At 68.0% G+C, this 25614-nt stretch carries 22 protein-coding genes; 15 read left to right on the top strand and 7 right to left on the bottom strand.

Annotated elements, in window-relative coordinates; translation table 11 throughout:
• The first annotated feature begins 15 nt into the window (after positions 1 to 15).
• The 12 genes from EV678_RS07225 (at position 16) to EV678_RS07170 (ending at position 14349) form a co-directional block, all read left to right on the top strand.
• Positions 16 to 3267 carry an efflux RND transporter permease subunit gene (locus EV678_RS07225; RefSeq protein ID WP_130459015.1) on the top strand — a complete coding sequence of 1084 codons (3252 nt, stop codon included), beginning with the start codon at positions 16 to 18 and terminating at the stop codon, positions 3265 to 3267.
• Positions 3264 to 3473, top strand: coding sequence for a YgaP family membrane protein (locus EV678_RS07220; protein WP_014238448.1), 210 nt, complete (start codon positions 3264 to 3266; stop codon positions 3471 to 3473). The genes EV678_RS07225 and EV678_RS07220 overlap by 4 nt, the downstream gene beginning before the upstream one ends.
• 127 nt (positions 3474 to 3600) lie before the next feature.
• The gene (locus EV678_RS07215) at positions 3601 to 5250 is read left to right on the top strand and encodes a methyl-accepting chemotaxis protein (protein ID WP_130459014.1); all 1650 of its coding nucleotides are present in this window, start codon (positions 3601 to 3603) and stop codon (positions 5248 to 5250) included.
• Between the two features lie 145 nt (positions 5251 to 5395).
• Positions 5396 to 6295: an NAD(P)-dependent oxidoreductase gene (locus tag EV678_RS07210; protein ID WP_130459013.1), complete on the top strand. Its 900-nt coding sequence runs from the start codon at positions 5396 to 5398 to the stop codon at positions 6293 to 6295.
• A gap of 13 nt (positions 6296 to 6308) precedes the next feature.
• Complete coding sequence (locus EV678_RS07205; RefSeq protein ID WP_130459012.1) at positions 6309 to 9341, top strand: sensor domain-containing diguanylate cyclase; 3033 nt, start codon at positions 6309 to 6311, stop codon at positions 9339 to 9341.
• On the top strand, positions 9338 to 10228 hold the full coding sequence (locus tag EV678_RS07200) for an NAD(P)-dependent oxidoreductase (RefSeq protein WP_130459011.1): 891 nt from the start codon (positions 9338 to 9340) through the stop codon (positions 10226 to 10228). Before EV678_RS07205 ends, EV678_RS07200 begins: the two co-directional genes overlap by 4 nt.
• Positions 10229 to 10876: 648 nt before the next feature.
• The gene (locus EV678_RS07195) at positions 10877 to 11236 is read left to right on the top strand and encodes a hypothetical protein (RefSeq protein WP_130459010.1); all 360 of its coding nucleotides are present in this window, start codon (positions 10877 to 10879) and stop codon (positions 11234 to 11236) included.
• An 85-nt stretch (positions 11237 to 11321) separates the two neighbouring features.
• The gene (locus EV678_RS07190; protein ID WP_130459009.1) at positions 11322 to 11825 is read left to right on the top strand and encodes a hypothetical protein; all 504 of its coding nucleotides are present in this window, start codon (positions 11322 to 11324) and stop codon (positions 11823 to 11825) included.
• A gap of 107 nt (positions 11826 to 11932) precedes the next feature.
• Positions 11933 to 12202 carry a hypothetical protein gene (locus EV678_RS07185; protein ID WP_130459008.1) on the top strand — a complete coding sequence of 90 codons (270 nt, stop codon included), beginning with the start codon at positions 11933 to 11935 and terminating at the stop codon, positions 12200 to 12202.
• A 136-nt stretch (positions 12203 to 12338) separates the two neighbouring features.
• Positions 12339 to 12758, top strand: a complete 420-nt coding sequence (locus EV678_RS07180) for a hypothetical protein (RefSeq protein ID WP_130459007.1) — start codon at positions 12339 to 12341, stop codon at positions 12756 to 12758.
• Between the two features lie 744 nt (positions 12759 to 13502).
• Positions 13503 to 13760: a YjhX family toxin gene (locus EV678_RS07175; RefSeq protein WP_014238442.1), complete on the top strand. Its 258-nt coding sequence runs from the start codon at positions 13503 to 13505 to the stop codon at positions 13758 to 13760.
• 82 nt (positions 13761 to 13842) lie between these two features.
• The gene (locus tag EV678_RS07170) at positions 13843 to 14349 is read left to right on the top strand and encodes a GNAT family N-acetyltransferase (protein ID WP_130459006.1); all 507 of its coding nucleotides are present in this window, start codon (positions 13843 to 13845) and stop codon (positions 14347 to 14349) included.
• Positions 14350 to 14473: 124 nt separating this feature from the next.
• Here the strand turns inward: EV678_RS07170 and EV678_RS07165 are convergent, their stop codons facing one another.
• The 5 genes from EV678_RS07165 to EV678_RS07145 all read right to left on the bottom strand — a co-directional run bounded on the left by EV678_RS07165 (position 14474) and on the right by EV678_RS07145 (position 21490).
• Positions 14474 to 15742, bottom strand: a complete 1269-nt coding sequence (locus EV678_RS07165; RefSeq protein ID WP_165397460.1) for a TolC family protein — start codon at positions 15740 to 15742, stop codon at positions 14474 to 14476.
• Positions 15743 to 15750: 8 nt separating this feature from the next.
• Entirely contained in the window at positions 15751 to 16071 is a 321-nt protein-coding gene (locus EV678_RS07160) for a DUF3240 family protein (protein WP_014238439.1), read from the bottom strand.
• Positions 16068 to 19154, bottom strand: a complete 3087-nt coding sequence (locus EV678_RS07155; RefSeq protein ID WP_130459004.1) for an efflux RND transporter permease subunit — start codon at positions 19152 to 19154, stop codon at positions 16068 to 16070. The genes EV678_RS07160 and EV678_RS07155 overlap by 4 nt, the downstream gene beginning before the upstream one ends.
• Complete coding sequence (locus EV678_RS07150; RefSeq protein ID WP_130459003.1) at positions 19154 to 20311, bottom strand: efflux RND transporter periplasmic adaptor subunit; 1158 nt, start codon at positions 20309 to 20311, stop codon at positions 19154 to 19156. The genes EV678_RS07155 and EV678_RS07150 overlap by 1 nt, the downstream gene beginning before the upstream one ends.
• 219 nt (positions 20312 to 20530) lie before the next feature.
• Positions 20531 to 21490: a helix-turn-helix domain-containing protein gene (locus EV678_RS07145; RefSeq protein ID WP_130459002.1), complete on the bottom strand. Its 960-nt coding sequence runs from the start codon at positions 21488 to 21490 to the stop codon at positions 20531 to 20533.
• Between the two features lie 118 nt (positions 21491 to 21608).
• Here EV678_RS07145 and EV678_RS07140 point away from each other — a divergent pair, with 118 nt between their 5' ends.
• The gene (locus EV678_RS07140; protein ID WP_130459001.1) at positions 21609 to 22133 is read left to right on the top strand and encodes a cysteine hydrolase family protein; all 525 of its coding nucleotides are present in this window, start codon (positions 21609 to 21611) and stop codon (positions 22131 to 22133) included.
• Positions 22134 to 22271: 138 nt separating this feature from the next.
• Here the strand turns inward: EV678_RS07140 and EV678_RS07135 are convergent, their stop codons facing one another.
• The gene (locus EV678_RS07135) at positions 22272 to 23174 is read right to left on the bottom strand and encodes a LysR family transcriptional regulator (RefSeq protein ID WP_014238434.1); all 903 of its coding nucleotides are present in this window, start codon (positions 23172 to 23174) and stop codon (positions 22272 to 22274) included.
• 188 nt (positions 23175 to 23362) lie between these two features.
• Here EV678_RS07135 and EV678_RS07130 point away from each other — a divergent pair, with 188 nt between their 5' ends.
• The gene (locus EV678_RS07130; protein ID WP_130459000.1) at positions 23363 to 23761 is read left to right on the top strand and encodes a RidA family protein; all 399 of its coding nucleotides are present in this window, start codon (positions 23363 to 23365) and stop codon (positions 23759 to 23761) included.
• A 163-nt stretch (positions 23762 to 23924) separates the two neighbouring features.
• On the opposite strand, the gene EV678_RS07125 is transcribed toward EV678_RS07130, so the two are convergent.
• Positions 23925 to 24503, bottom strand: a complete 579-nt coding sequence (locus EV678_RS07125) for a cob(I)yrinic acid a,c-diamide adenosyltransferase (protein ID WP_014238432.1) — start codon at positions 24501 to 24503, stop codon at positions 23925 to 23927.
• Positions 24504 to 24588: 85 nt separating this feature from the next.
• On the opposite strand from EV678_RS07125, the gene otnI reads away from it, so the two are divergent.
• A complete protein-coding gene (otnI, locus tag EV678_RS07120; protein WP_130458999.1) occupies positions 24589 to 25398 on the top strand; it encodes a 2-oxo-tetronate isomerase in 810 nt (269 codons plus the stop codon).
• Positions 25399 to 25614 lie beyond the last annotated feature (216 nt).

Here is a 25614-nt window from a genome sequence, read left to right as displayed (position 1 = left end):
CGGGCCGACACAGACATGGGAATTTCCGGCCGTATCGCCCACACCTTCCAGGCGTCCCCCATGACGCCCCTGCTGGCCCTGGTGCTGCTGCTCCTCGGGTTGTTCGCCGTCCTGGTGACGCCCCGGGAGGAGGAGCCCCAGATCGACGTCACCATGGCCAACGTGGTGGTGCCCTTCCCCGGGGCCTCGAGCAAGGATGTGGAAAACCTGGTGGCCACCCCGGGGGAGCAGGTGCTCTCGCGCATGACCGGGGTGGACCATGTCTTTTCCGTCTCCCGCCCGGGCATGGCGGTGATCACGGTGCAGTTCGAGGTGGGGGTGAAGAACCAGGATGCCCTGGTGCGCCTCTACGACACCGTCCATTCCAACCGGGACTGGCTGCCGGCCAACCTGGGCGTCGGCGAACCCATCGTCAAGCCCAAGGGCATCGACGACGTGCCCATCGTCTCCCTCACCTTCTGGACCCGGGACAGCCGCCGCTCCGCCTTCGAACTGCAGCAGATCGCCCGCTCCGCCGAGGTGGAATTCAAGCACCTGGCCGGCACCCGGGACGTCACCACCCTGGGCGGGCCGGACCACGTGATCCGGGTCGCCATGGACGCCGAGCGCATGAATGCCTACGGCGTCACCGCCCAGGACCTGCGCGACGCCCTGCAGATCGCCAACAACGAGCAGCCTTCCGGCCGCCTGGTGGAGGGCGGGCGGGAAATGCTGGTGCACACCGGCACCCTGATCGAATCGGCCCAGGACGTGAAGAACCTGGTGGTGGCCGTGCGCAGCGAAGGCAGCATCCGCAAGCCGGTGTTTCTGGCCGATGTGGCCACGGTGGAAGACGGTCCGGACCAGCCCAAGCGCTACGTCTGGTTCGGCGCCGGCCCGGCGGCAGCCCAGCGGGGCATCGCCGCGGGGGGCGAGGATGCTTCCCCGGACGGCACCTATCCGGCCGTCACCCTGGCCATCTCCAAGAAGCCCGGCGTCAATGCGGCGGATGTGGCCGACGCCGTCATCGCCCGGGCCGAGAGCCTCAAGGGCAGCCTCATCCCCGAGGGTGTGGAAGTCACCGTCACCCGCAACTACGGCGCCACCGCCACGGAGAAGGCCCAGAAGCTGATCGGCAAGCTGCTCTTCGCCACCGCCTTTGTCGTGCTGCTGGTGTTCTTCGCCCTGGGGCGGCGGGAGGCCCTCATCGTCGGCATCGCCGTCTCCCTGACCCTGGCCGCCACCCTGTTCGCCTCCTGGGCCTGGGGCTTCACCCTGAACCGGGTCAGCCTGTTCGCCCTCATCTTCTCCATCGGCATCCTGGTGGACGATGCCATCGTGGTGGTGGAGAACATCCACCGCTGGAAGCTGCTGCACCCCGAGAAGACCCTGCTGGAGTTGATCCCCGGGGCGGTGGACGAGGTCGGCGGACCCACCATCCTGGCCACCCTGACGGTGATCGCGGCCCTCCTGCCCATGGCCTTCGTCACCGGCCTGATGGGGCCCTACATGAGCCCCATCCCCATCAACTCCTCCCTCGGCATGGCCATCTCCCTGGCCGTGGCCTTCATCGTCACTCCCTGGCTGGCGGCCAAGCTGCTGGCCCACGGCGGCGGCCACGGGGCCGACGACGGCAAGGTGGCGGGCAAGCTGGACCGGCTCTTCCACAAGGTGCTGCCGCCCTTCCTCGACGAGCGCAGCGGCGCCGCCGCCCGCAAGAAGCTCTTTCTCGGGGTGCTGGCGGCCATCTTCCTCTCCGTCTCCCTGGCGGTGGTGAAGCTGGTGGTGCTGAAGATGCTGCCCTTCGACAACAAGAGCGAATTCCAGGTGGTGCTGGACATGCCCGTGGGTACGCCCCTGGAAGAGACCGCCCGGGTGCTGAAGGACATCGGCGCCGTGCTGCAGCAGGTGCCGGAGGTGACCGACTACCAGGCCTACGCCGGCACTGCCAGCCCCATCAACTTCAACGGCCTGGTGCGCCAGTACTACCTGCGCGGCGAGCCGGAAATGGGCGACATCCAGGTCAATCTGGTGGACAAGCACCATCGCTCCCGCCAGTCCCACGAGATCGCCGTGGCGGTGCGGGCCGAGATCGAGGCGGTGGCCCGCCGCGCCGGCGGCAACGCCAAGGTGGTGGAAGTGCCGCCGGGGCCGCCGGTGATGAGCCCCATCGTGGCCGAGATCTACGGGCCGGAAGAGGCCGGGCGCATCGCCGTGGCCAAGCAGGTGCGCGGCGTCTTCGAGAAAGCTCCGGATTTCACCAGCGTGGACGACTCGGTCCAGGCCGATGCGGAAAAAACCGTGCTGCGGGTGAACCAGACCAAGGCGGCCCAGCTCGGCGTGGCCCAGAAGGACATCGTCGAGGTGGTGCGCATGGGCCTGGCCGGCGAGGACGTGACTCCGGCCCACAACCAGGATTCCAAGTACGAGATTCCGGTGCGCATCACCCTCCCGGCCGAGGTGCAGAGCAGTCTGGACGCCCTGCTGCGGCTCAAGGTGAGGGCCCGTTCCGGCGCCCTGGTGCCGGTCTCCGAGGTGGTGGAAGTGCGCCGCCTGGCCCGGGAAAAAGCCATCTACCACAAGGACCTGCTGCCCGTGGTGTACGTCTATGGCGACATGGGCGGCGACCTGGATTCGCCCCTCTACGGCATGTTCGCCGCCCGGGGCGAGATCGTCGGCATGAACCTGGACGGCCTCAAGGGGGCCGGCGGCACCCTGGCCGACACTTTCATCCGCCAGCCGGCGGACCCCTATGCCGGCTTCTCCCTCAAGTGGGACGGGGAATGGCAGATCACCTACGAGACCTTCCGCGACATGGGCGCCGCCTACGGCGTCGGCCTGATCCTCATCTACCTGCTGGTGGTGGCCCACTTCAAGAGCTATGTGACGCCGCTGATCATCATGGCGCCGATTCCCCTCACCATCATCGGCGTCATGCCCGGCCACGCCCTGCTGCGCTCCCAGTTCACCGCCACCTCCATGATCGGCATGATCGCCCTGGCCGGCATCATCGTGCGCAACTCCATCCTGCTGGTGGATTTCATCAAGGAGGAAACGGCCAAGGGCATGCCCTTCAAGGAGGCCATCGTCACCGCCGCCGCCGTGCGCGCCAAGCCGATCGCCCTGACCGCCCTGGCGGCGATGCTGGGCGCCCTGTTCATTCTCGACGACCCCATTTTCAACGGGCTGGCCATCAGCCTCATCTTCGGCATCCTGGTTTCCACCCTGCTGACCCTGGTGGTGATCCCGGTGCTCTACTACGCCACTTTCAAGGAGCAACAACCATGACCTCGGAACGTCTCATCCGCATCTTCGCCGGCAGCTTCGTGCTGCTGTCCCTGGCCCTGGGGGTGGAAGCCAGCCCCCTGTTCGTCAATGCCAATTTCCTCTGGTTCACCGCCTTCGTCGGCGCCAACCTGCTGCAGAGCGGTTTCACCCGTTTCTGCCCCCTGGAAATGATGCTGCTGAAGGCCGGTGTGAAGCGTGGCGGCTGACCTAGGGTAACTCCCAGGTTGCTGATTAATATCCGCTTTTTCGTCATTTTTCGGAACCTCCCGGCCGTATGATGGTCCTTCGCTCAGGCCGGATCATTCGGTCCTGACAACGATTCGGGGGGATTCCATGAAAAATGCCAGCATCCGCTGGAAGCTTCTGCTTCTGGCCGCCGTTGCCGTACTCACCCTGGTGGTCATGGGCGGATTTTCCGCCCTGCAGAGCAGCCACCTCAACCGCCAGATGGTCGGGGCCCTCGACCGCCAGCAGACCTACCTGGAGGCGGTCAATACCGCCCGGGGCGTCCAGGTCGCTTTCAAGATCCAGGTGCAGGAATGGAAGAACATCCTGCTGCGGGGCAAGGACGTCCAGGCCTTCGAGAAGCACCTGGCCGGCTTCGACAAGGAGGAGGCCCAGGTCATCGCCGGCCTGGAGAAGCTGGACGGCCTGGCCCGTCGCCTGGGCATCGCCGACCGGCTCAAGGTGGCCGAGGCGGGCAGTACCTTCGCCAAGCTGGGGCCGGCCTACCGGGCGGCGCTGAAATCCTACGAGCGTACCGCTGGCGATCCGGCGGCGACGGTGGACAAGCTGGTGCGGGGCATCGACCGGGAGCCGACCCAGATGATCGACGGACTGGTGGCCCAGATCCAGTCGGCGGCCGCCGAGAACGGCGCCGCCGAGCAGGCCGCCGCCGCTGCCACCTACCGCACCATGCTGCTCTGGCTGGGGGCCTTCCTGGCCCTGGCGCTGGCGCTGCTGGCCGGTCTTTCCTTCTACCTGATCCGGGCCATCACCGGGCCGGTGCAACTGCTGGAAGGCACCATCACCCGCATTGCCGCCACCGGCGACCTGACCCAGCGGGTGGGCATCGACCAGCGCGACGAAATCGGCCGCATGGCGGCGGCCTTCAACGACATGATGGGCAAGATGCACTCCCTGGTGGGGCAGGTGGCGGCCTCGGTCCAGACCGTGGACCACACCGCCGGCGAACTGGCCCACACTTCCGGGCTGCTCAACGACGCCTCCCATGCCCAGTCCGAGTCCGTGGCCAGCAACGCCGCCGCCATCGAGGAGCTGACGGTGGCCATCGCCACCGTGGCCGAAGTGGCCGGCGACGTCCATGGCCAGTCCCAGGAAAGCGTCAGCTCCACCAACGCCGGCAGCCAGCAGGTGAGCGAGCTGGTGGCCGAGATTCACCGCATCCGCGACACGGTGGATGACGTGGCCCGGGTGGTGGAGGACTTCGTGCACAGCACCAGCGCCATCACCCACATGACCCAGGAAGTGCGGGAGATCGCCGACCAGACCAACCTGCTGGCCCTGAATGCCGCCATCGAGGCGGCCCGGGCCGGCGAGGCGGGCCGGGGCTTCGCCGTGGTGGCCGACGAGGTGCGCAAGCTGGCGGAAAAATCCGGCGGCTCCGCCTCCGAGATCGCCCGCCTGGCCAGCGCCATCGTCAGTCAGACCGACCAGGTGCGGGCGGCGGTGGGGGCCGGGCTGCAATCCATCGAAGCCAGCGCCGGCCTGGCCGGCGGTGTCGAGGGCACCCTGGAGCAGGCCCGGGGCAAGGTGGAGCAGGCCAGCCGCGGGGTCGATGAAATCGTCCTCTCGGTGCGGGAGCAGCAGGTGGCCAGCACGGAAATCGCCCAGAACATGGAGCGCATTTCCTCCTCGGCGGAAGAGGCCAGCGAAGTGGCCGGGCAGATGAGCCAGTCCGCCGTGCAACTGCGTTCCGCCGCCGGTGGGTTGAGTACGGCCATCGCCGGCTTCCGCGTCTAACCCCCGTCGCGCAGGAAATATGCAAAAGCGCCCGCCCGGGCGCTTTTTTTCATGCCGCGAGGGGGTTAAACTAACTATGACTTTAGTATGAAGAGGCCGCCCGGCAGAGGCGGCCGGAACGACATCAATCACCAGAGGAAACAGTATGGAAATCGGCTTCATCGGTCTTGGCATCATGGGCCGCCCCATGGCTCTCAACCTGCTCAAGGGCGGCCACGGCGTCCATGTCTGGGCGCGCCGGCCCGAATCCATGGCGCCTCTGCTGGAGGCCGGCGCCGTCGGCTGCAGCAGCCCGGCGGCCGTAGCCGGCCAGGTCGAAGTGGTCATTTCCATGGTGGCCGATGCCCCCGACGTGGCGCAGGTGATGCTGGGTCCCGACGGCGTTGCCGCCGGCGCCGAGGGGGCCGGCAAGCACGGTCTGGTGGCGGTGGACATGAGCACCATCGCTCCCGCCGCGGCCCGCGACCTGGCCGCCAGGCTGCAGGCCCGGGGCGTGGACTTCGTCGATGCCCCGGTCTCCGGCGGCGAGGTGGGGGCCATTGCCGGCAGCCTTTCCATCATGGCCGGCGGTTCCGCCGAAGCCTTTGCCAAGGCCCTGCCGGCCTTCCTCTGCCTGGGCCAGAACGTGGTCCACGTGGGCGCCGCCGGCGCCGGCCAGGTGGCCAAGGCCTGCAACCAGATCGTCACCGGCATGGGCGTGCTGGCGGTGGCCGAAGCCTTCAACTTCGCCCGCCAGGCCGGGGTGGACCCGGCCAAGGTGCGCGAGGCCCTGCTCGGCGGCTTCGCCTACAGCCGCATCCTGGAGAACCACGGCCAGCGCATGCTGGAGCGCAACTTCAAGCCCGGCTTCAAATCCTGGATGCACCAGAAGGACCTCAACATCGTCATGCAGAGCGCCCATGAACTGGGCCTGTGCCTGCCCGGCGCCGCTGCCACGGCCCAGATGTTCAACGCCATGGTCGGTTCCGGCCTGGGGGAGGAGGATTCGGTGGCGGTGCTGAAACTGCTGGAGCGCCTTTCCGGCCGGACCGACGGGGCCGACTGAGAACCCGCCGGCCATGCCCAAACCCTTGTTCCCGGGGCGTCGCTGGCCCGTCGCGCTGCTGCTCATGGTGGCGGCGGCCCTGGCCCTGATCTGGACCTTCCTGCTGCGGGAAAACCGCCTCTTCGCCGAGGAGCGGCAGCAGCGCTTCGAGGCGGAGCGCCGGGTGGTGGCCGACCTGGTGGCGGAAAACCTGCTGCGCCAGCTGCAGCGCCTGGACGACGTGCTCCTGCTCCTGCGCAGCGAATACGTGGCCGAGCGCAAGTCAGTCGACACCACCATCGCCCTGCTGCGCCAGGGTTCCCTGCAGGAGCTGGGGGCCCGGGTCACCGTCATCGACCGGGACGGCTACGTCGCCACCTCCGATGCCCCCCGCCGTCCCGGCGAGCGGGTCTATCTGGGGGACCGGGACAACTACATCCATTTCTCCAGCGGCGGCCGCGACAGCCTCTACATCAGCGGGCCGGTCCAGGGGCGCATGACCGGGGCGCCGGGGGTGCAGCTGTCCCGCCCCATCTTCGATGCCCGGGGCCAGTTTGCCGGGGTCGTCGCCTTCTTCATGGAGCCGCGCCAGCTCACCGCCTTCGTCCAGCACCAGGACCTGGGGCCGGACGGGGTGCTGACCCTGTATTCCGCTGCCGGCAAGGTCCTGGGCCGCTCCCGGGAAATGGAAAAGCACCTGGGCAAGCAGCTCAGCGACGAGTTGTTCGGCCCCTTCAAGAAAAGCTCCCACGGCCTGGTCACCCGGGTTTCGGCTCTGGACGGCATCACCCGCACCGTCGCCTACCGCTGGCTGGACCGCTATCCCATGCTGGTGATGGTGGCCGTGTCGCCCCGGGGCCTGGAGGAGGAACTGCTGGCCCAGCGCAACGCCAACCTGCGCAAGGGCATGCTGCTGTCCCTGCTGGTGCTGCTGTGCGGCGGCGCCGTCGCCTTCTACCAGCTGCGCCGGGACCGGCTCGAAACCATGCTGGCCCGGGAGCGGGGCCATTTCATCGAAGCCCAGCGGGTGGCCAACCTGGGCAGCTGGGAGCGTGACATTCCGGGCAACCAGGTGTGGTGGTCCGACGAGACCTACCGCATCCTGGGCTATCTGCCGGAGAGCCAGAAGCCCTCCCTGCAGGCCTTCCTGGCCCGGGTCAATCCCCGGGACCGCAAGCGCATCGAGGTCAACTTCGCCCAGGTGCGGGAGCAGGGCGGTTCCCTCGACATCGCCTGCCGCCTGCTGCTGCCGGGCAATGTGGAGCGCTACGTGCACCTGGGCGGTCGCGCCGAACGGGACGAAAACGGGCGCCCCAGCCGCCTCACCGGCACCCTGCAGGACGTCACCGACTACATGAACATGCAGCTGGCCCTGGCCGATGCGGAGGAGCGCTGGAAGTTCGCCCTGGACGGGGCCGACGCCGGGGTCTGGGACTGGTTCGTGGCGGACAACCGGGCCTATTTCTCGCCGCGCTGGAAGGCCATCCTGGGCTACCGGGACGAGGAACTGCCGAGCCGCCACGAGGAGTGGCTGGAGCGCCTGCATCCGGACGACCGGGAACGGGCCATGGCCGCCGTCACCGACCATTTCGCCGGGCGCACGCCGGTGTACGAGATGGAATTCCGCCTGCGCCACAAGGACGGCAACTACCGCTGGGTGCTGAGCCGGGGCAAGGTCTGCGCCCGGGACCCGGAGGGCCGGCCCCTGCGCATGCTCGGCATCATCTCCGACATCTCGGCGCGCAAGCAGGCCGAACTGGACCTGGCCCGCAGCGAGGCCATGCAGCGTTCCCTGGTCTCGGCCATGGCCGAGGGCGTGGTGGTGCAGGACCAGGCAGGCAAGATCATTTCCGCCAACGCCTCGGCCCGGCGTATCCTGCGCATCGGCGAGAACCTGGTGGGCCTGGATTCCACCGACCCGGAATGGCAGGCGGTGCGGGAGGACGGCAGCCCCTTCCCCGGCCGCGACCATCCGGCCATGGTCACCCTGCGCACCGGCGTCTCCTGCGACAACATCATCATGGGCCTGCACCGGCCCGACGCCGGCCTCATCTGGCTCAGCGTGAACAGCCGGCCCCTCAACTTCGCCGACGAGCGGCAGCCCTTCGCCGTCGTCACCTCCTTCGCCGACATCACCGAGATCAAGGCGGCGGAACTCTCCAGCCGCATCTACCGGGACGTGCTGGAGCGGGCCGGTCGGGCCATCCTCATCACCGACGGCGACGGCACCATCAACAACGTGAACTCCGCCTTCGTCAGCCTCCTCGGTTACAGCCGGGAGGAGTGCCTGGGCCGGCGCACCGGCTTCTTCCGCTCCAACCGCCACAGCCCGGAATTCTTCTCCCGCATGTGGCAGGCCCTGAAGACCCGGGGCGAGTGGCGCGGCGAAATATGGAACCGGCGCAAGACCGGCGAAGCCATCCTGGTGGAGCTGGACATCCGCTCCGTCACCGACGCCCAGGGCGGGGTGCGCCAGTTCGTCGCCGTGTACCAGGACGTCACCGAGCTGCGCCGCAGCCAGGAGGAAATGTGGCGCCTGGCCCACCATGACCCCCTCACCGGCCTGCCCAACCGCTCCCTCTTCCTCGAGCGCCTGGATCAGGCCCTGGCCCACGCCCGGCGCCAGGGCGAGCGGCTGGGCCTGCTCTACATGGACCTGGACGGCTTCAAGAGCGTCAATGACACCTACGGCCACCAGGCCGGCGACACGGTGCTGCAGGAGGTGGGGCGCCGCCTGCAGAATGCCGTGCGCACCAGCGACACGGTGGCCCGCCTGGCCGGCGACGAATTCGCCGTGCTCCTCGCCCACCTCTCCGTCGAGGACGATCTGGAGCGGGTGATGGGCGAGATCGAAAACGCCGTCGCCCGCCCGGTGATGTGGCAGGGCCAGGAACTGCGGGTCGGCGTTTCCATCGGCAGCGCCGTCTTCCCCGACCAGGCCGACGTGGCCGAATCCCTCATCGGCGCCGCCGACCAGGCCATGTACCTGGCCAAGCAGCAGCACCGCCAGGCCGCCGGCCCCGGCGGCGCCCCATCCCCATCCCTTCAGTCACTGCATTCCACATGACCGCCAGCTCTTCCGCCAAACCCGCCGTCGGCTTCATCGGCCTCGGCGTCATGGGCCGCCCCATGGCCGGCCACCTGCTCGACGCCGGCTATCCCCTCACCGTGTGGGGCCGCCGTCCCGCCAGCACCGCGCCCCTGGCCGAAATGGGCGCCGCCGTCGCCGCCACCCCGGCCGAGGTCGGGCGCCGGGCCGAGATCGTGTTCACCGTGGTCACCAGCGGCAGCGACGTCAAAAGCGTGGTCCTCGGCGAAGCCGGCCTCATCGAGGGCCTGGCCCCCGGTAGCGTGGTGGTGGACATGAGCACCATCGCCCCCGGCGATGCCCGGGAGATCGCTGCCGCCCTGGCCGCCCGGGGCATCCATTTCCTCGACGCCCCCGTTTCCGGCGGCGAGCAGGGCGCCATCCACGCCACCCTGGCCATCATGGCCGGCGGCGACGCCGCCGTACTGGAGCGGGTGCGGCCCCTGCTGCTGCGCCTGGGCAAAACCGTGGTGCACATCGGCGACAACGGCGCCGGCCAGGTGGCCAAGGCCTGCAACCAGATGATCATGGTGGCCGCCATCCAGGCCTGCGCCGAAGCCATGCACCTGGCCGCCGCCAGCGGCGTGGACACCTCCCGCCTGCGGGAAGCCCTGCTCGGCGGCTCCGCCGGCAGCCGGGTGCTGGAGGTGATGGGCGAGCGCATGGCGGAGCGGGACTTTGCCGCCGGCATCGAGGCCCGGCTGCACCACAAGGATTTCGGCATCCTCCTGGCCGAGGCCCACGCCCTGGGTGCGCCCCTGCCGGTGGCGGCCCAGGTGGGCCAGCAACTCAACGCCCTGATGGGGCAGGGCATGGGCAAGGACGACACCTCCTCCCTGCTGCGGGTGCTGGAGGGGAAGGGCTAGTCTCGACGGTGTTGATCTGATCCGGGCATTGGCCCGGGAGGCAATGGGGACGGGCGTTTCCACCGGGGTATGGTGGGGATGGCCGTCTTTTTTGTTTGGTGGCGGGGTGGGGGGGGGCTTTGTTACTGGGGGATTGGTTGGGCGTGGTTTGCTGATTTTGCGGCTGGGTTCCGCGCCGCCGCGCGTGTTCCTTTTCTTGCTTCCCCAAGAAAAGGAACCAAAAGAAGGGGAACCCTCACCCCCGGCCCTGCGGGCTTCCCTGCGCTGCTCAGCCGAGCGGGGCGGCTGCGGAACTCGCCCCCTGCGGGGGCTCAGACAGTCCTCGCCGAAAGCCCCCCGCCCGCCTTGCGCTGCTCGGCGGGGGTGGAAGGGGATGGAAAGCCGGTGGCGTAGCGAAGGTGTTCTCACCGGTTTGGGGTGGGTGATTTAGGTTATTGGGATATGCGATTTGCAACTTTTGGTTGCGGTGTGGGTGTTCCGACGGTAACTTTGAGGCTGTCCGGTTTCACGGATTTTTAGTGGGGCCAGTAAACGGCAGGTTTTCTGAATCCGTTGCGGGACAATCGATTTGGCTGTCCGGTGTTCCAGGATATTGGACAGTCCCATTTTTATTGGACGTTTTTGTCGTCTACTACTAGTTAGAATTTTATGCTCGCTTTCCCAACTGCCACGCGTAAATCTGCCTTCATAACGGGCATATCACTGGTCGTACTCATCGCAGTTCTCGAAGCACTTGAGCACTTTGAAGTGCTCCCCGCTGGCTCATCCGAAAAAGGAATGTTTCCGGTGGTCGCTGCGTACTTCTTCATTAGCGTCTTGCTGTTTGTTATCGACGTGAAGAGTTTTTCGCCAAGCGAACTGAAAGCAAAAATTCCGCTCGTATATTTCCCCACCAATCGAGAAGGTCTTAATTTCTTGCTCAGGGTCTGGGGAAGAATGTTGGTTTGGTTTTTGGGGGCTGCAACTGCAGCGTCATTTCTCGCCCTTGGGCAGTGGCTACTGAAATGAAATCTAACATCCCAGTCAAACCGCGCCCTGCAGGCGCTTGGACGTGCCGCAAGCGGCACGCCATTTACTTTGCACGTTAGAGCGCATGGCCCACGACCGCCGAAGCCTGATGGAAACACTTCTCGAAGCCGTGGTGGGTGACAGCACCCTCTCGCACTGGAAGCTCGAAACGGTGTCGCGTATAGACTCCAATGGCCTAACACCGACGCGAGAGTTGCCTACACCTCTACTTGAATTTCTCGACGGGCTGTCGGCCATTTCAAAAAAGGCATTTCCGGAAGGCGGCATGCTTGTTAGCGATTTTGAGGTAAACGATGGTGTCGCTTCCCAGCAAATGCCTGAGGCAGTGACATCCCCTGCCGAGTTGGTGGACTTCTTCGCGTGCGTCATCGGCGACACCACCGTAACCCGCCCCGCGGACGCCGAAGCCACCGTTGCGAACTTTCTTGATGTAATCCACTCGTCCTACCCGGAAGGCAAAATCCATTTTCGGCTTCATGACTCTCATGGCTGGCCAAGCCAGTTGGAAACATGGATTGTTGCGCCCAATAGCTATGCCTATTTCTGCTTGGTTTGGAGTGTCAGCTAAGCGCTCTAACAACTCCGTCGAGAGGGACCGCCTGCCGGCGCGGCCGGCAGGTACCCTCCGCGGCTTCGCCGCTCCGGCGGCCCCTCACGTCGAACGCTAGAGGTCTCATGCCGCTTTTCGATTTGCTCCTTGTTGGCGCTCTTATTGCCATCGTTTTTGCACTCCTTCGTGCGAACGATGTACTCGGCAATAACCCGCATCAGCAAGTTAAAGCCCTCGAAGATTTAGTTGGGCCATTTCCTACAAAAATGTCGTTTACTGAAAAGCTACGCCTCAACAATTTGTATGGCATTTCCCCAACTAACCCACGCCGGGCTCGTTGGCTCACTGTTGTTGTCGCACTTTTCTTCCTTGCCATGCTTTGGCTACAGCAATGACCCCTAACATTGCGCTCAAGGCCGCTCCCTTCGGTCACTGGGCGCTGCGCGATAAACCGCTGCGCAGCGCCCCTTACCTACAACGCTAGGTAGTCTTGCCCCTGTTTTCATCTATTGCCTGTAACCCTCAAATATCATGAAGATCTACTACTCATCCGAGTTCATCGGCAAGCTGAAGCCGAAGCTAGTCGTTCACACGGCTCTCGCAGTGTTGTTCTACTTTCTCGTCTATGACTTGTCGAAGGGAGTCTTCTTTATATTCCTTGGGGCCTACTGCATTTCCATTGGCATCAAGTCTTTCCATCTGGTGAAGTACCACCGACACCTCCCGATTGCCGACTATGATGAAACGGGCATCGTGGTTTTGGTTGGCTACAGGCTCGCCATTCCAGCGGAGAGGATTGGTTCGGTCGAATTCAGTCAGCACAAATTGACCTTCGTCCTCAAAGATGGGAAAAGGGTCGGTACGCAGCTTCGAGACATGATGCCCCACGACGACTTTGACCGTCTTGTTGAGTTTTTTACGGCCCGCTTCCCTCATCAACAGATTGCCTAACGACTTAGCCGAGTGGAAAGCTCTGCAAGTTTTACTTGTGGATTCTCACCACCGCTGCGCGGTTCCTGCAGCCAAGGGCCTTCAACCTTAGCCTCTGACTGGCTGGGTCGATAGCAAAATCAGAGAGCGCCAATCCCGCCCTGTGCGGCGCCGAGCAACGGAGCTTGCGGCGGAAAAAGGGCGAGAACTGTCTGAGGCCCGTAGGGCCGAGTTGCGCAGCCCCCGCCGGAAGCGAGTAGCGCAGGGGACCCCGCAGGGGCGCCAAACCGGGCTCGCCTTTTCTTTGGTTACTCTTCTTTTGGCGAAGCAAAAGAAAGTAACCCGCGCGTCAGGCGCGGAACGCAGCGGTCACTAAACTCACTACGCCCGAAGACTCAGACCGGCAACAACTCGCCCGCAGTCCCGGAAACAACAGTGCCACCACCCAATAACGACGCCACCTTCCGCCATGCCATGGCTGGAAGGGCCGTCCCTCCGGCCTTGCAGGCCGGGTGCCAGGCGTCCGGCGGCGCCCTGCCCGACACCGCCCCGATTGCCCCGCCCCGAGGGGAGCGCTATCATTCGCGCCTGCCCGGCAAACGGGCAAGCCCATTCCATTTGAGTTAGGTCTGTATGTTGGAGATTGCCGCAATCCGATAACTCCGTCTGGCCCCGCCGGCCGCGAGTTATCGATATGCCCATAGCGTCGATGGCGCCTCTCGGAGGCTGCCGTCGTGTGTGCATTTGATTGCGGAACAATCCAACATGAATCTTTCCAAGCCCGAGCAGCGGACGTTGCACGTCCTCGCCAAAGGCGGCCATATCGAACATCACCGCGATGCTTCCGGCCGCATTACCCACGTCGATTGCTATACCCGCGAAGGTTTCGTCCTCAGCGACTGCACCTTGCCGGTGTTCAAGAAGCTGAAGGCCAAGCGCCTCATCGCCTCCCTGGACGGCCGGCCTTACCGGATCAACCGGGCCGGCCTGGGGGCCGTGCGCGGCCAGCTCGACAACCAGTAATCCTCCCGCGCCACCGCCCGGCCCGGGTCCCTACTGGCGGCTGGGCGGAGCGGCGCCTGCATTGCAAAAAGGAATTCATCACATGACCATCACCATTCGTCCCGAAGAGCCGGCCGACAGCGCCGCCATTTTCGACCTGACCCGCCTGGCCTTTGCCACGGCGGCCCACAGCGCGGGCACCGAGCAGTTCATCGTCGGCGCCCTGCGAGATAGCGGCAGGCTCAGCCTTTCCCTGGTGGCGGAGGAGGGCGGGCGTCTCCTCGGCCACGTGGCCTTTTCGCCGGTGACCCTGAGTCCGGCCGCTCCCGGCTGGTTTGGGGTCGGCCCGGTTTCGGTGCTGCCAGAGCATCAGGGCTGCGGCATCGGCAGCCGGCTGATGCGGCACGGCCTGGAGGAACTGCGCCGGCGCGGCGCCGCCGGCTGCGTGCTGGTGGGGGTGCCGGCCTTCTACGCCCGCTTCGGCTTCGTCCAGGCGGCGCCGCTGCTGCTGCCGGAGGTGCCGCCCCAGTACTTCCAGGCCCTGGCCTTCCAGGGCCCGCTGCCGGCTGCCAGCGTCGCCTTCGATCCGGCCTTCTTCGCCACCGCCTAGCCGTAGCGGTCCGCTGCCTGGCAGCGGCACCATCGCCACCAACAAGAAGGGACGGGCTTTCCCACCGTTGCACGGTGGGGAGGCCCGTCCCTTCTGCCTTCCAGGGCGGTGCTTCGTGACGGCCTTATTTCTCCGTGTGCTCCCCGTCCACCGGCCACAGGCCGTGGCCGTCCAGGTACACCCGGTAGCGGCTTTCCAGGGCGTCGAGGCGGCTCTGGTTGGCGGCGAGGCGGGCTTCGTTGGCCTGGCGCTGGGCGGTGAGCAGTTCGGTGATGCCGGCTTCGCCCAGCTGGTAGGCCCGGGCCATGAGGGCGGCGGCCTGCTCGATGCGCTGGGCGGCATCCTCGGCCCGGCGCCAGGATTCGTAGGCGGCCCGGGCGTTGGCCAGGAGGGCGGCCACTTCGGCGTTGATGCGGGCCAGGGTGGCGGCTTCCCGGCTGGCGGCGGCGCTGGCGTAGGCGGCGTCGCGGCGGGCGGTGGCGCTGCGCAGGCTGCCGGAGAAGGGGATGGAGATGCTGACCCCGGCGATGCGTTCCTCGCCGCCCTTGTCGGAGCCCACGTGCACCCCCAGGGTGGGGTCGGGCATCCGCTCGGCGTCGGCCCGGTTGGCCACCAGCCGGGCCTGTTCGCTTTCGGCCCGGGCCAGCATCAGCTCGTGGTTGTGTTCCAGCAGGTGCTCGCGCCACTCCGCCTCTTCCAGGGGCAGGGGCTCGCTGGGAGCCACCTGCCTGGGCTGGGGCAGGCCGGGGAAGCGGGCGGCCAGGTCGGCCTCGGCCACCTGGCGGCGCAGGCGGGCCTGTTCCAGGGCGGCCTGGGCCTGGGCGGCGGCGGCTTCGGCCTGCATCAGTTCCAGGCGTGGCGCGTCCCCCAGCTGCACGCGGCGGGCGGTGACCTGGCGCTGGCGGGCCAGGGATTCGCTCTGACGTTGCCACTGGGCGGCGCCTTCGTTTTCCCGCAGCCAGATGAACCAGTAGCGCAGCAGGCTGCGGGAGGTCTCGTGCAGGGTGTCGCCCAGGGCCACCTTGGCCATGGCTTCGCCGTTGGCGCCGAGCTGCTCGTCGAGGGCGGCCTTGCCGGGCAGGCGGATGCCCCGCTCGATGCCGCCGCTCCATTCCCGGTAGCGCTCGTTGGCGGCGCCATTGACGCCATTGACGTTGCGCCGCTGGCTGCCGACCCGGGCGGTCCATTCATAGGGGCCGGCTTCCAGGCGCTTGCGGTTTTCGCCCTCGGCTTCCAGCATGGCTTCGGCGGCCTTGGCCTGGGGCGCGAGGCGGATGGCGTTGACCGCCGCTTCCCGCGGCGGCAGGTCGGTGGGGTAGGCCAGGGGCGGCGGTTCGGCGGCCTGGAGGGCGGCGCTGCAGAGCAGGGCGGCCAGGGGCATCAGTTTCAGCATGGGGCCCATTACAGCCTCCCGGATTGCTGGACCGGGGCGGTCCAGTAGTAGATGTCGGCGCCGGTGAATTGCTGGCGCAAGTCCCGCAGCAGGTCGTGCACATGGGTGCCGGCCATGAGGGCCTGGATGCGGAAGCGGCGGGCCCGGCCGCGCACCCGTTCGGCGGCGGTTTCGTAGGCGATGTCGCCGCCGTGGGCATCCACCGGGCGGGAGGTGAAATGGCCCACGGTCTCGGCCCGGTCGAGGAGGAAGTCCACCACCGCATCTTCCAGATTGGGGTGGATCACCAGGGTCAGGCAGGTATCCACGGGGCGATTGTTTGCGCTCATGGCCGTTCTCCCGGAGTGTTGTCGAAGCCGAAGCGGCGGTAGAGGATGGGCAGCAGCAGCAGGGTCAGCAGGGTGGAGCTGAGCAGGCCGCCGATGACGACGATGGCCAGAGGCTTCTGGATCTCGGAACCGGGGCCGCTGGCGAAGAGTAGGGGTACCAGGCCGAAGGCGGCGATGGAGGCCGTCATCAGCACCGGGCGCAGGCGCCGCCTGGCCCCTTCCCGCACCACCTGCTCCAGGGGCAGGCCCTGGGTGCGCAGCTGGTTGAAGTAGGTGAGCATCACCACGCCGTTGAGCACGGCGATGCCGAGCAGGGCGATGAAGCCGACCGAGGCGGGCACCGACAGGTACTGGCCCGAAAGCAGCAGGGCGAAGACGCCGCCCACCAGGGCGAAGGGGATCATGGCCAGGACCAGGCCGGCCTGGCGCAGGGAGCCGAAGGTGGAAAAGAGCAGCATGAAAATCAGGCCCAGGGCCACCGGCACCACCAGCATCAGGCGCTGGGCGGCCCGCTGCTGGTTCTCGAACTGGCCGCCCCAGACGATGCGGTAGCCCTGGGGCAGCTTCAGCTGCTGGGCCACCTTGGCCTGGGCTTCCTCGACGAAGCCCACCAGGTCCCGGTCCCGCACGTTGGACTGGATCACCACGTAGCGCTGGGCGTTTTCCCGGTCCACCTTGACCGGGCCTTCCACCCGTTCGATCTTGGCCACCTGGGACAGAGGCACGGTGCGGACATTGGTGCCTTCGCCGGGCAGGGACAGGCGCAGGTCGGCGAAGCGCTCGACGCTGGTCTTGTAGTCCGGGCCGCCCCGCAGCAGCACCGGGGTGCGCCGTCCCGGCTCCACCACCAGGCCGGCGGGCAGGCCTTCCACCAGGGTCTTGAGGGCGTTCTGCACCTCTTCAATGGGCAGGCCCAGGCGGCCGGCGGCGAGGCGGTCGATCTCCACCTTGAGGTACTGCACCCCTTCGTTCTTCAGGGTGAACACGTCCTCCGCGCCCTTGATGCCCTTGAGCAGGGCGACGATGCCGTCGGCGGCGTGGTTGAGCTGGTCCAGATCGGTGCCGAAGACCTTCACCGCGATGTCGCCGCGCACGCCGGTGAGCATTTCCGAGATGCGCATGTCGATGGGCTGGGTGAAGGTGTAGGCGATGCCGGGGAAGTCTTCCATCACCTGGCGCAGCTGGTCGGTGAGCCAGTCCTTGTCCGGCTGGCGCCATTCGTCGATGGGCTTGAGCACGAGGAAGGTGTCGGTCTGGTTGAGGCCCATGGGGTCCAGGCCCAGTTCGTCGGAGCCGACCCGGGCGATGATGTTCTTCACCTCCGGCACCCGCTCCAGGATGGCCCGCTGCACCCGCTGATCCGTTTCCACCGTCTCCTCCAGGCTGATGGAGGGCAGCTTTTCCAGCTGGATGATGAGGTCGCCCTCGTCCATGGTGGGCAGGAAGGTTTTGCCCAGCAGGGTGTAGGCGCCGATGGCCAGCACCAGCAGGGCCAGGGCGGCGACCACCACCTGCCGGGTGTGGGCCAGGGCCCAGTCCAGGGCCGGGGCGTAGGTGGCGTTGAGTTTCTGCACCAGCCAGGCCTCGTGGTGGCCGCCCCGCTGCATGAGCATGGAGGCCAGGGCCGGGATGACGGTGAGGGCCAGCAGCAGGGAGGAGACCAGGGCGAAGACGATGGTCAGGGCCACCGGGATGAAGAGCTTGCCTTCCAGCCCCTCCAGGGTCAGCAGGGGCACGAAGACGATGACGATGATGGCGATGCCGGAGGCCACCGGCACCGTCACCTCCCGCACCGAGCGGTAGATGACGTGCAGCAGGGGCAGGCGGGCGGAGGTGTGGGGGCTGGAGAGGTGGCTCTCCACGTTTTCCACGATCACCACCGCCGCATCCACCAGCATGCCGATGGCGATGGCCAGGCCGCCCAGGCTCATCAGGTTGGCGGAGAGGCCGAAGTACTGCATGAGGATGAAGGTGAGCAGGGCCGAGAGGGGCAGGATCACCGACACCACCAAGGCCGCCCGCAGGTTGCCGAGGAAGGCCAGGAGCAGGATCACCACCAGCACGATGGCCTCGCCCAGGGCCTTGGAGACGGTGCCCACGGCCCGCTCCACCAGATGGCCCCGGTCGTAGAAGGGCACGATGCTGACGCCTTCGGGCAGGGTGGCCTGGATTTCGGCCAGCTTGGCCTTCACCTGGTCCACCACCTGCTGGGCGTTGGCGCCGCGCAGGCCCAGCACCAGGCCTTCCACCGCCTCGCCCTGGCCGTCCTTGGTCACCGCGCCGTAGCGGGTGAGGGCGCCGAAGCGCACCTCGGCCACGTCGCCCACCCGCACCGGGTTGCCGCCGCGCTGGGCGATGACGATGGCGCGCAGGTCGTCCAGGCTGTGCACGGCCCCTTCGACCCGCACCAGCAGGGTTTCCTCGCCTTCGGTGAGGCGGCCGGCGCCGTCGTTGCGGTTGTTGCCTTCCACCGCCTGGCGCAGTTCGTTGAGGCTGACGCCGCGGGCGTTGAGGGCCGCCGCGTCGGGCACCACCTCGAAGGCCTTGGCGTGGCCGCCCAGGCTGTTCACGTCGGCGACGCCGCGCAGGGTGCGCAGCTGGGGGCGGATGGTCCAGTCCAGGATGGTCCGCTTCTCCTCCAGGGAGAGGGGGCCTTCCACGGTGAACATGAACATTTCCGAGAGGGGCGTGGTGATGGGGGCCAGGCCGCCGCTGGCGCCGGGGGGCAGCTCGACGCCGCCGAGGCGCTCGGCCACCTGCTGGCGGGCCCAGTAGATGTCGGTGCCGTCCTCGAAGTCGATGGTGACGTCGGCGATGGCGTATTTGGAGGTGGTGCGCAGGATGCGCTGCTTGGGGATGCCCAGCATTTCCTGCTCGATGGGCACCACGATGCGGGCCTCCACCTCTTCCGGGGTCATGCCCGGGGCCTTCATGATGATTTTCACCTGGGTGGTGGAAACGTCGGGGAAGGCGTCGATGGGCAGGTTGTGGAAGGCCATGATGCCGGCGCCCACCAGCAGGGCCGTCAGCACCAGCATCAGGAGGCGCTGGGCCAGGGAGAATTCGACCAGGCGGGAAAGCATTATTGGGCGCTCCCGGCATCGCTGGCGGCGCTGGCAGCAGTACTCCAGGCGGACTTGAGGGCGCTGACGCCCTTCACCGCCACCGCCGCGTTGGCTGCCAGGGCGCTGCCGCTCACCAGCACGTCGGCGCCGGCGTTACCGGCCACGCTCACCGGGGTGGCCTGGAAGCCGGGCCTGGCGCCGGCCGTCTGCACGAAGACCCAGGCCTGGCCGGCCTGGCGCACCACGGCGGCCTGGGGGATGCGGTAGGTGGCGCTCTTGCCGGCAGTGGCGCCGGCCTGGGGCGCCGCGGCCACCGTGGCTTCCACCATCTGGCCCGGGTGCAGGGAGTCGAGACCCGCGTCCATCCTCGCCCGCAGGGTCACGGTCTGGCTGCCGGGGCTGATCTGGCGGCCCACGTTGATGAGCTTGCCGCTGGCCTCGCTGCCGGCGATGCGCACCGCCGCCCCTTCTTTCAGGTTGCCGGCCAGGGCGGCGGGGGCCTGGATTTCCAGCCACAGGGGATTCAGTTGGGCCACGGTGAACAGGGCGGTGGCCGCCTCCACCCGGCTGCCCACGGTGGCGCTGGCTTCCAGCACCACGCCGTCCAGGGGTGCGCTGACCGCCACTTCCGGGGTCAGGCTGCCGCCGCCGGCGGTGGCGCCGGCAATGCGCAGTTCGGCCTGCAGCTCCCGCGCCGCCACCGCCGCCTGGGCCTGGCTGGCGCGGCTGGCCTGGAGCCGGGCTTCGGCGATGATGCCTTCCTTGAACAGCTGTTCGTCCCGGGCCAGGCTGCGCTGGGCCAGGTCGGCCTGCTGCCTGGCCTGCAGGTAGTCCCGCTGCACCTGCAAGAGGCCCGGGCTGGCCAGGCGGGCCAGCATCTGGCCTTTCTTCACCGTCTGCCCGGCCACGGCGCCCACCTGGGTCAGCAGGCCGGCCAGGGGCGCCGCCACCACCCGCATCTGCTCCACCGGCACCACCACCTTGGCCGGCAGGCCGGCGGCGCTGCCCGTGTCGGCGGCGGCCAGGGGCCGGGTTTCCACCCCCAGGGCCTTGGCCTGGGCGGGGGCCAGGGCAATGAAGTCGGCCGGGTTGGCGGCCCGGGCCGGAAAGGCCAGGGTGCAGAGCAGGGCGACGGCGGCGAGGCTGAAGCTGGGGGAAGGATGGCGACGGTTCATGGCGGCACTCTGAGTCAGTTTGTGCGCCACCTTAACCGGCGAATCTTAAGGCGGTCTTAAGGCGCAGGGATGGGGCTTGCCGCCCTGCCTGTCCGGTGGGGCAGGAAGGACGCGGATTTCCGCCATGCCATGCCGTAGATGCAGGCGGGACAAGGCGTTCCGGGCATGGGGGCGCTGGCGGGGTGACCGCCGGGCGGTGTTGCGGGCATGGCGGCGCCCTCAGGCCCCGTCCCGGGCGCCGAAGGATTGCCGCCACTGGCTGGGGGAAACCCCCAGGCTGCGGCGGAAGTGCAGACGCAGGGCTTCCGGGGAGCCGAAGCCGGCCAGCTGGGCGATGCGTTCGATGCCGTGGTCCGTGCTCTCCAGCAGGCGCTGGGCCAGGCCCAGCCGTTCCCCCAGCAGCCACTGGCCGACGGTGGCGCCGGTGAGCTGGCGGAAGTGGCGGGTGAAGGTGCGCCGGCTCATCAGGGCCTGGGCCGCCAGGCTGTTGAGGTCGTGGGGCTGTTCCAGGCTGGCCCGCACCCGGTCCAGCAGCGCCGCCAGGCGGGAATCGCCGGCGCTGGCGGGCAGGGGCTGGGGGATGTACTGGGCCTGGCCGCCCTGGCGGTGGGGCGGCGTCACCAGGCGGCGGGCCACCCGGTTGGCGGCAGTGGCGCCGCAGCGCTGGCGCAGCAGGTGCAGGCAGGCGTCGATGCCCGCCGCCGTGCCGGCGGAGGTGAGGAGGTTGCCTTCGTCCACGTAGAGCACCCCCGGGTCCAGGGTCACGGCCGGGTAGCGGCGGGCGAAGTCCGCGGCGAACTCCCAGTGGGTGGTGGCGCGGCGGCCGTCCAGCAGGCCCGCCTCGGCCAGCACGTAGGCCCCCAGGCACAGGCCCACCACCTGGGCGCCGCGCCGGTGGGCGGCCACCAGGGCGTCGAGCACGGCCTGGGGCGGCCGTTCCGCCGGGTCGCGCCAGCTCGGCACGATCACCACCCGGGCCGTGGCCAGGGCCTCCAGGCCCTGTTCCACATTGAGGCTGAAGCCGGCGGTGGTGGCGAGGGGGCCGTCCTCCCAGGCGCACACTTGCAGCGCGAAGGCCGGGGCGCCCTGGTGGCGCTCGCCGAAGACGACGCAGGGTACGGAGAGGTGGAAGGGGCTGATGCGCTGGTAGGCCAGCACGGCGACGGGGAGCCGGTTCATGGCAGTTCCCGGGAAATGGTGTGGCCCGATATTAACGGAAATTGTCATTCGGGCCACTGCCGGTGGTGCCGGGGCTGGCCAATAATCGGCCCATCGCACCCCACTCAAGGAGATTCCCATGAGCAACAGCAAACCCGCCCTGGTCGTCATCGACCTGCAGAACGACTATTTCCCCGGCGGCGCCTTTCCCCTGTGGCAGCCGGAGGCGGTGCTGGAGCGCACCCTGGCGGCGGTGGCCGCGGCCCGGGCCCGGGGCGTGCCGGTGATCCTGGTGCAGCACGTGGCCGACCCGGCCAAGGGACCGGCGCCTTTCTTCAACCAGGGAACGCCGGGCGTGGACCTCCACCCCCGTCTCCTGGCCGCTGCGCCGGAGGCGCCGGTGGTGCTGAAGCGTTTCGCCGACAGCTTCCACCAGACCGATCTGGAAGCCGTGCTGGCACAGCGGGGCATCACCGAGCTGTGGCTGTGCGGCATGATGACCCACAACTGCGTCACCCATACCGCCCTCTCCAAGGCGGCGGAGAAATACCCGGTCTCGGTGCTGAAGGACTGCTGCACCACGGTCAGCGAGATGATCCACCGCATCGCCCTCAGCGCCCTGACCACCCGGGTGGCGGTGGTGGACACGGCGGCGCTGCTGTAGGCCGGTGCGCCCGGGGCGGTCGGCACCGGCGGTTTGCCGGCGCTGCGGCGGCTGCTGTGGAAAACCCACGCCCGGCGGGCCGCCAATCGCGGCGAGGGCGCCGGCAGGCCGGGGCGCGGGCCGGCTCCCGGCCCGGCGTCAGGAAATGCCGGCGATCAGTTCGGCCGCCCAGTCGATGAAGGCCCGCAGCCGGGCATTGTTGCGCCGGCTGGGGGGGAAGGCGGCATGCAGGGGCATGGGGTCCAGTTGCCAGTCCGGGAATAACCGGATCAGGGAGCCTGCGGCCACGTGGGGCCGGGCCATGTAGTCGGGCAGCCAGACGATCCCCAGCCCGGCCAGGGCCGCCGCCAGGTAGGCGTTGCCGTCGTCCACGGCCAGGGCGTAGTGGCCGCGGATGCCGAGGGCCTCCTGCTGCCGTCGCATCAGATAGGGCGCCTGCTGGTTCCGGTGGGCCCACAGATAGCCGACGATGCGATGCTCCGGACCCTCCAGTTCCCGGGGGTGCTGCGGCGAACCCAGGCGCTGCAGATAGTCGGGCGCCGCGTAGGTCTGCAGGCGCAGGTCGCCCAGGCGTCTGGCAATCAGCGTCGGGTCCGCCATGGGGCCGCCCCGGATGACGCCGTCGATGTTTTCGTCCAGCAGGTCCGAAGTACGGTCGCTGACCCGCATGTCGATCTGGATGTCGGGATGGCGTGCGAAAAAGGCGGGCAGGGCCGGCAGCAGCACCAGGCGCGCCAGGGGGCTGGGCACGTCGAGGCGCAGGCGGCCGCCCAGGGTCTCCTGGCTTGCGGTGACGCTGTTTTCCGCATCGTCCAGATCGGCCAGCAGGCGCACCGCCCGCTCGTAAAAGGCGCTGCCGGCACCGGTCACTCCCACCTTGCGCGTGGTCCTGTCCAGCAGCCGGACCTGCAGCCGCTTCTCCAGCTGCTGCACCAGCTGGGTCGCCGTGGCCCGGCTGATGTGCAGGGTCTCCGCCGCCTTGGTGAAGCTGCCGGTGTCGACGACGCAGGTAAAGGCGCGCATGGCATCGAAACGGTCCATGTTTGTTTTGATTTTCCGGTGATGATTGTTTGTATTTTACAAACACTGTTGCCCAGCCGCTGCCATTTATCGGCCCCGGCCCCGGCGCTACAGTGGGTGCTCCGCTGCAGCGTGCCCCGCCTCCGGGGGGCGCTCCCCTTACCGCCATGTCCGGCCATCGCCGCCGACCAAGAAAGAGAGCCCTTGCCATGACATCACCCCGCGATGCGGTATTTCCGCCGGGGCGCCAAGCCCTGTATGAACGCAACCGCTATTCCCCCGCCGTGCGCTCGAACGGTTTCCTCTTCGTCTCCGGCCAGGTCGGCAGCCGCGACGACGGTTCGCCGGAACCGGAGCTGGAGGCCCAGATCCGCCGCGCCTTCGACAACCTGAACGGGGTGCTGGAGGCCGCCGGCTGCACCTTTGCCGACGTGGTGGAGGTGACCGTGTTCCTGGTCGATCCCGAGGCCGTGCTGGAAACCTTCTGGCGGGTGTTGCCGGATTACTGGGGCGAGGCTCCCTATCCCGCCCTGACCGGGGTGGGGGTGACCTGGCTCTATGGTTTCCAGTTCGAGATCAAGGTCATCGCCCGCCTGCCCGGGGCCTGAGCCCGATACGCCCAGCAGACTGGGGCCGCCCGGGAGACCTGCTCAGCCGGTTGCTGCGTCCTTGATGGCGCCAGGGCTTGCGGCCAGGGCTGGCTGGCGACTTGCGGCCACCGGCCAAGAAAAAGGCACCGTGCGGTGCCTTTTCCTTTCCGGCCTCAGGCCTTCACGCCTGTTTCGGCTTGGCCTTGCGCTCGTGCTTCCACAGCACGTCGCCGCAGCCGGCGGCGTGGTTCAGGGCCCGGCCGAGGACGAAGAGCAGGTCGGAGAGCCGGTTGAGGTACTGGCGCGGGCCGTCGGCCACGCTCTCGGCGTGGGCCAGGCGCACCACGGCGCGCTCGGCGCGGCGGCAGATGGTGCGGGCCAGGTGGGCGTGGGCGGCGGCCCGGGTGCCGCCGGGGAGGATGAATTCCTTGAGGGGCGCCAGGGGCTCGTTGAAGTCGGCCACCCATTGCTCCAGGCGCAGCACCTGTTCTTCCTTGACCATTTCCATGCCGGGGATGCACAGCTCGCCCCCCAGGTCGAAGAGGTCGTGCTGGACCTGGATCAGGGCTTCCCGCGCCGCGGCGTCGATGGCCTCGGGGAAGCTTTCGGCCAGCAGCAGGCCGAGGGAGGAGTTGAGCTCGTCCACCTCGCCGATGGCGTCGATGCGCAGGCTGTCCTTGCCGGTGCGGGAACCGTCGCCGAGGCCGGTTTCACCCTGGTCGCCGGTGCGGGTGACGATCTTGGAAAGGCGGTTGCCCATGGCAGTCTCCTCTGTCTTATAGATAACTTGGTGGGCCGATTATACTGAGGCTTTCCCCTTCGCCGCCCTTGCGTTTCCCGCCCTTATGTTGAAATTTGCCGCCAATCTGAGCTTTCTCTTTGCCGAGCATCCCTTCCTCGATCGCTTCGCCCGGGCCGCCGCCGCCGGCTTCCGGGGCGTCGAGTACATGTTCCCCTACGCCCACGCCAAGGAGGAAATCGCCGAGCGCCTGCGGGCCCACGGCCTGGAGCAGGTGCTGTTCAACCTGCCGGCGGGTGACTGGGAGGCGGGCGAGCGGGGCCTCGGCTGCCTGCCCGGGCGGGAGGCGGAATTCCGCCAGGGCGTTGAGCTGGCGCTGGAGTATGCGCTCACCCTGGGCTGCCGCCGGCTGAACTGCCTGGCCGGTCTGGCCCCGGCCGGGGCGGTGGAGGCGGCGGAAGTGGAAGCGGCGGAAGTGGAAGCCGAATTGCGCGCCACCTTCATCGCCAACCTGCGCTGGGCCCATGCCAAGCTGGCGCCCCACGGCATCGAGCTGCTGGCCGAGCCCATCAACAGCCGGGTGGACATGCCCGGCTTCTGGCTCGACCGCCCGGCCAAGGGCCTGGAGGTGCTGGCGGAGGCGGGCGTGGGGCGGCTGCAGTACGACCTCTACCACGCCCAGATCATGGAGGGCGACCTGACCCGTTTCCTGGAACGCCATCTGGCCGCCATCGGCCACCTGCAGATCGCCGACAACCCGGGGCGCCACGAACCGGGCAGCGGCGAAATCCATTACCCCTATCTCTTCCGCCGCCTGGCGGAACTGGGCTACGACGGCTGGATCGGCTGCGAATACAAGCCCGCCGCCAGCACCGAGGCCGGCCTGGGCTGGCTGGCGGCGGCGCGGGACATCTGAAAGGGGAGTGGCCTGGGGGCCAGGCAGGACGGCCATCTCAGCCATGGGTCATCGGAGAATGGCGTCGTTGCTGCCTCAGCGGGCAGGTGCTGTACGGCGGTCGCGCCGGGCTCCTCTCGGCGGGCGTTGTCGCTTACGGGGCAGGCGGGCCGATTTTCCCGGCGGCAGTCCCCTATAAGCGGCAAGCCGCGGGGGCGGCAGCATCGCCCGGGGCGC

The organism is Azospira oryzae (assembly GCF_004217225.1).
Taxonomy (GTDB): Bacteria; Pseudomonadota; Gammaproteobacteria; order Burkholderiales; family Rhodocyclaceae; genus Azospira; species Azospira oryzae.
Note: the sequence above shows the minus strand (reverse complement) of the source record. Positions and strands in the feature narration are given on the sequence as shown.

Coding starts and splice junctions, on each gene's coding strand:
- EV678_RS07145 (WP_130459002.1), bottom strand. CDS start 21,490: ATGAACCGGCTCCCCGTCGCCGTGCTGGCCTACCAGCGCATCAGCCCC.
- EV678_RS07180 (WP_130459007.1), top strand. CDS start 12,339: ATGAAGATCTACTACTCATCCGAGTTCATCGGCAAGCTGAAGCCGAAG.
- EV678_RS07155 (WP_130459004.1), bottom strand. CDS start 19,154: ATGCTTTCCCGCCTGGTCGAATTCTCCCTGGCCCAGCGCCTCCTGATG.
- EV678_RS07165 (WP_165397460.1), bottom strand. CDS start 15,742: ATGCTGAAACTGATGCCCCTGGCCGCCCTGCTCTGCAGCGCCGCCCTC.
- EV678_RS07175 (WP_014238442.1), top strand. CDS start 13,503: ATGAATCTTTCCAAGCCCGAGCAGCGGACGTTGCACGTCCTCGCCAAA.
- otnI (WP_130458999.1), top strand. CDS start 24,589: ATGTTGAAATTTGCCGCCAATCTGAGCTTTCTCTTTGCCGAGCATCCC.
- EV678_RS07135 (WP_014238434.1), bottom strand. CDS start 23,174: ATGGACCGTTTCGATGCCATGCGCGCCTTTACCTGCGTCGTCGACACC.
- EV678_RS07160 (WP_014238439.1), bottom strand. CDS start 16,071: ATGAGCGCAAACAATCGCCCCGTGGATACCTGCCTGACCCTGGTGATC.
- EV678_RS07220 (WP_014238448.1), top strand. CDS start 3,264: ATGACCTCGGAACGTCTCATCCGCATCTTCGCCGGCAGCTTCGTGCTG.
- EV678_RS07170 (WP_130459006.1), top strand. CDS start 13,843: ATGACCATCACCATTCGTCCCGAAGAGCCGGCCGACAGCGCCGCCATT.
- EV678_RS07215 (WP_130459014.1), top strand. CDS start 3,601: ATGAAAAATGCCAGCATCCGCTGGAAGCTTCTGCTTCTGGCCGCCGTT.
- EV678_RS07195 (WP_130459010.1), top strand. CDS start 10,877: ATGCTCGCTTTCCCAACTGCCACGCGTAAATCTGCCTTCATAACGGGC.
- EV678_RS07205 (WP_130459012.1), top strand. CDS start 6,309: ATGCCCAAACCCTTGTTCCCGGGGCGTCGCTGGCCCGTCGCGCTGCTG.
- EV678_RS07225 (WP_130459015.1), top strand. CDS start 16: ATGGGAATTTCCGGCCGTATCGCCCACACCTTCCAGGCGTCCCCCATG.
- EV678_RS07130 (WP_130459000.1), top strand. CDS start 23,363: ATGACATCACCCCGCGATGCGGTATTTCCGCCGGGGCGCCAAGCCCTG.
- EV678_RS07185 (WP_130459008.1), top strand. CDS start 11,933: ATGCCGCTTTTCGATTTGCTCCTTGTTGGCGCTCTTATTGCCATCGTT.
- EV678_RS07190 (WP_130459009.1), top strand. CDS start 11,322: ATGGCCCACGACCGCCGAAGCCTGATGGAAACACTTCTCGAAGCCGTG.
- EV678_RS07210 (WP_130459013.1), top strand. CDS start 5,396: ATGGAAATCGGCTTCATCGGTCTTGGCATCATGGGCCGCCCCATGGCT.
- EV678_RS07200 (WP_130459011.1), top strand. CDS start 9,338: ATGACCGCCAGCTCTTCCGCCAAACCCGCCGTCGGCTTCATCGGCCTC.
- EV678_RS07125 (WP_014238432.1), bottom strand. CDS start 24,503: ATGGGCAACCGCCTTTCCAAGATCGTCACCCGCACCGGCGACCAGGGT.
- EV678_RS07150 (WP_130459003.1), bottom strand. CDS start 20,311: ATGAACCGTCGCCATCCTTCCCCCAGCTTCAGCCTCGCCGCCGTCGCC.
- EV678_RS07140 (WP_130459001.1), top strand. CDS start 21,609: ATGAGCAACAGCAAACCCGCCCTGGTCGTCATCGACCTGCAGAACGAC.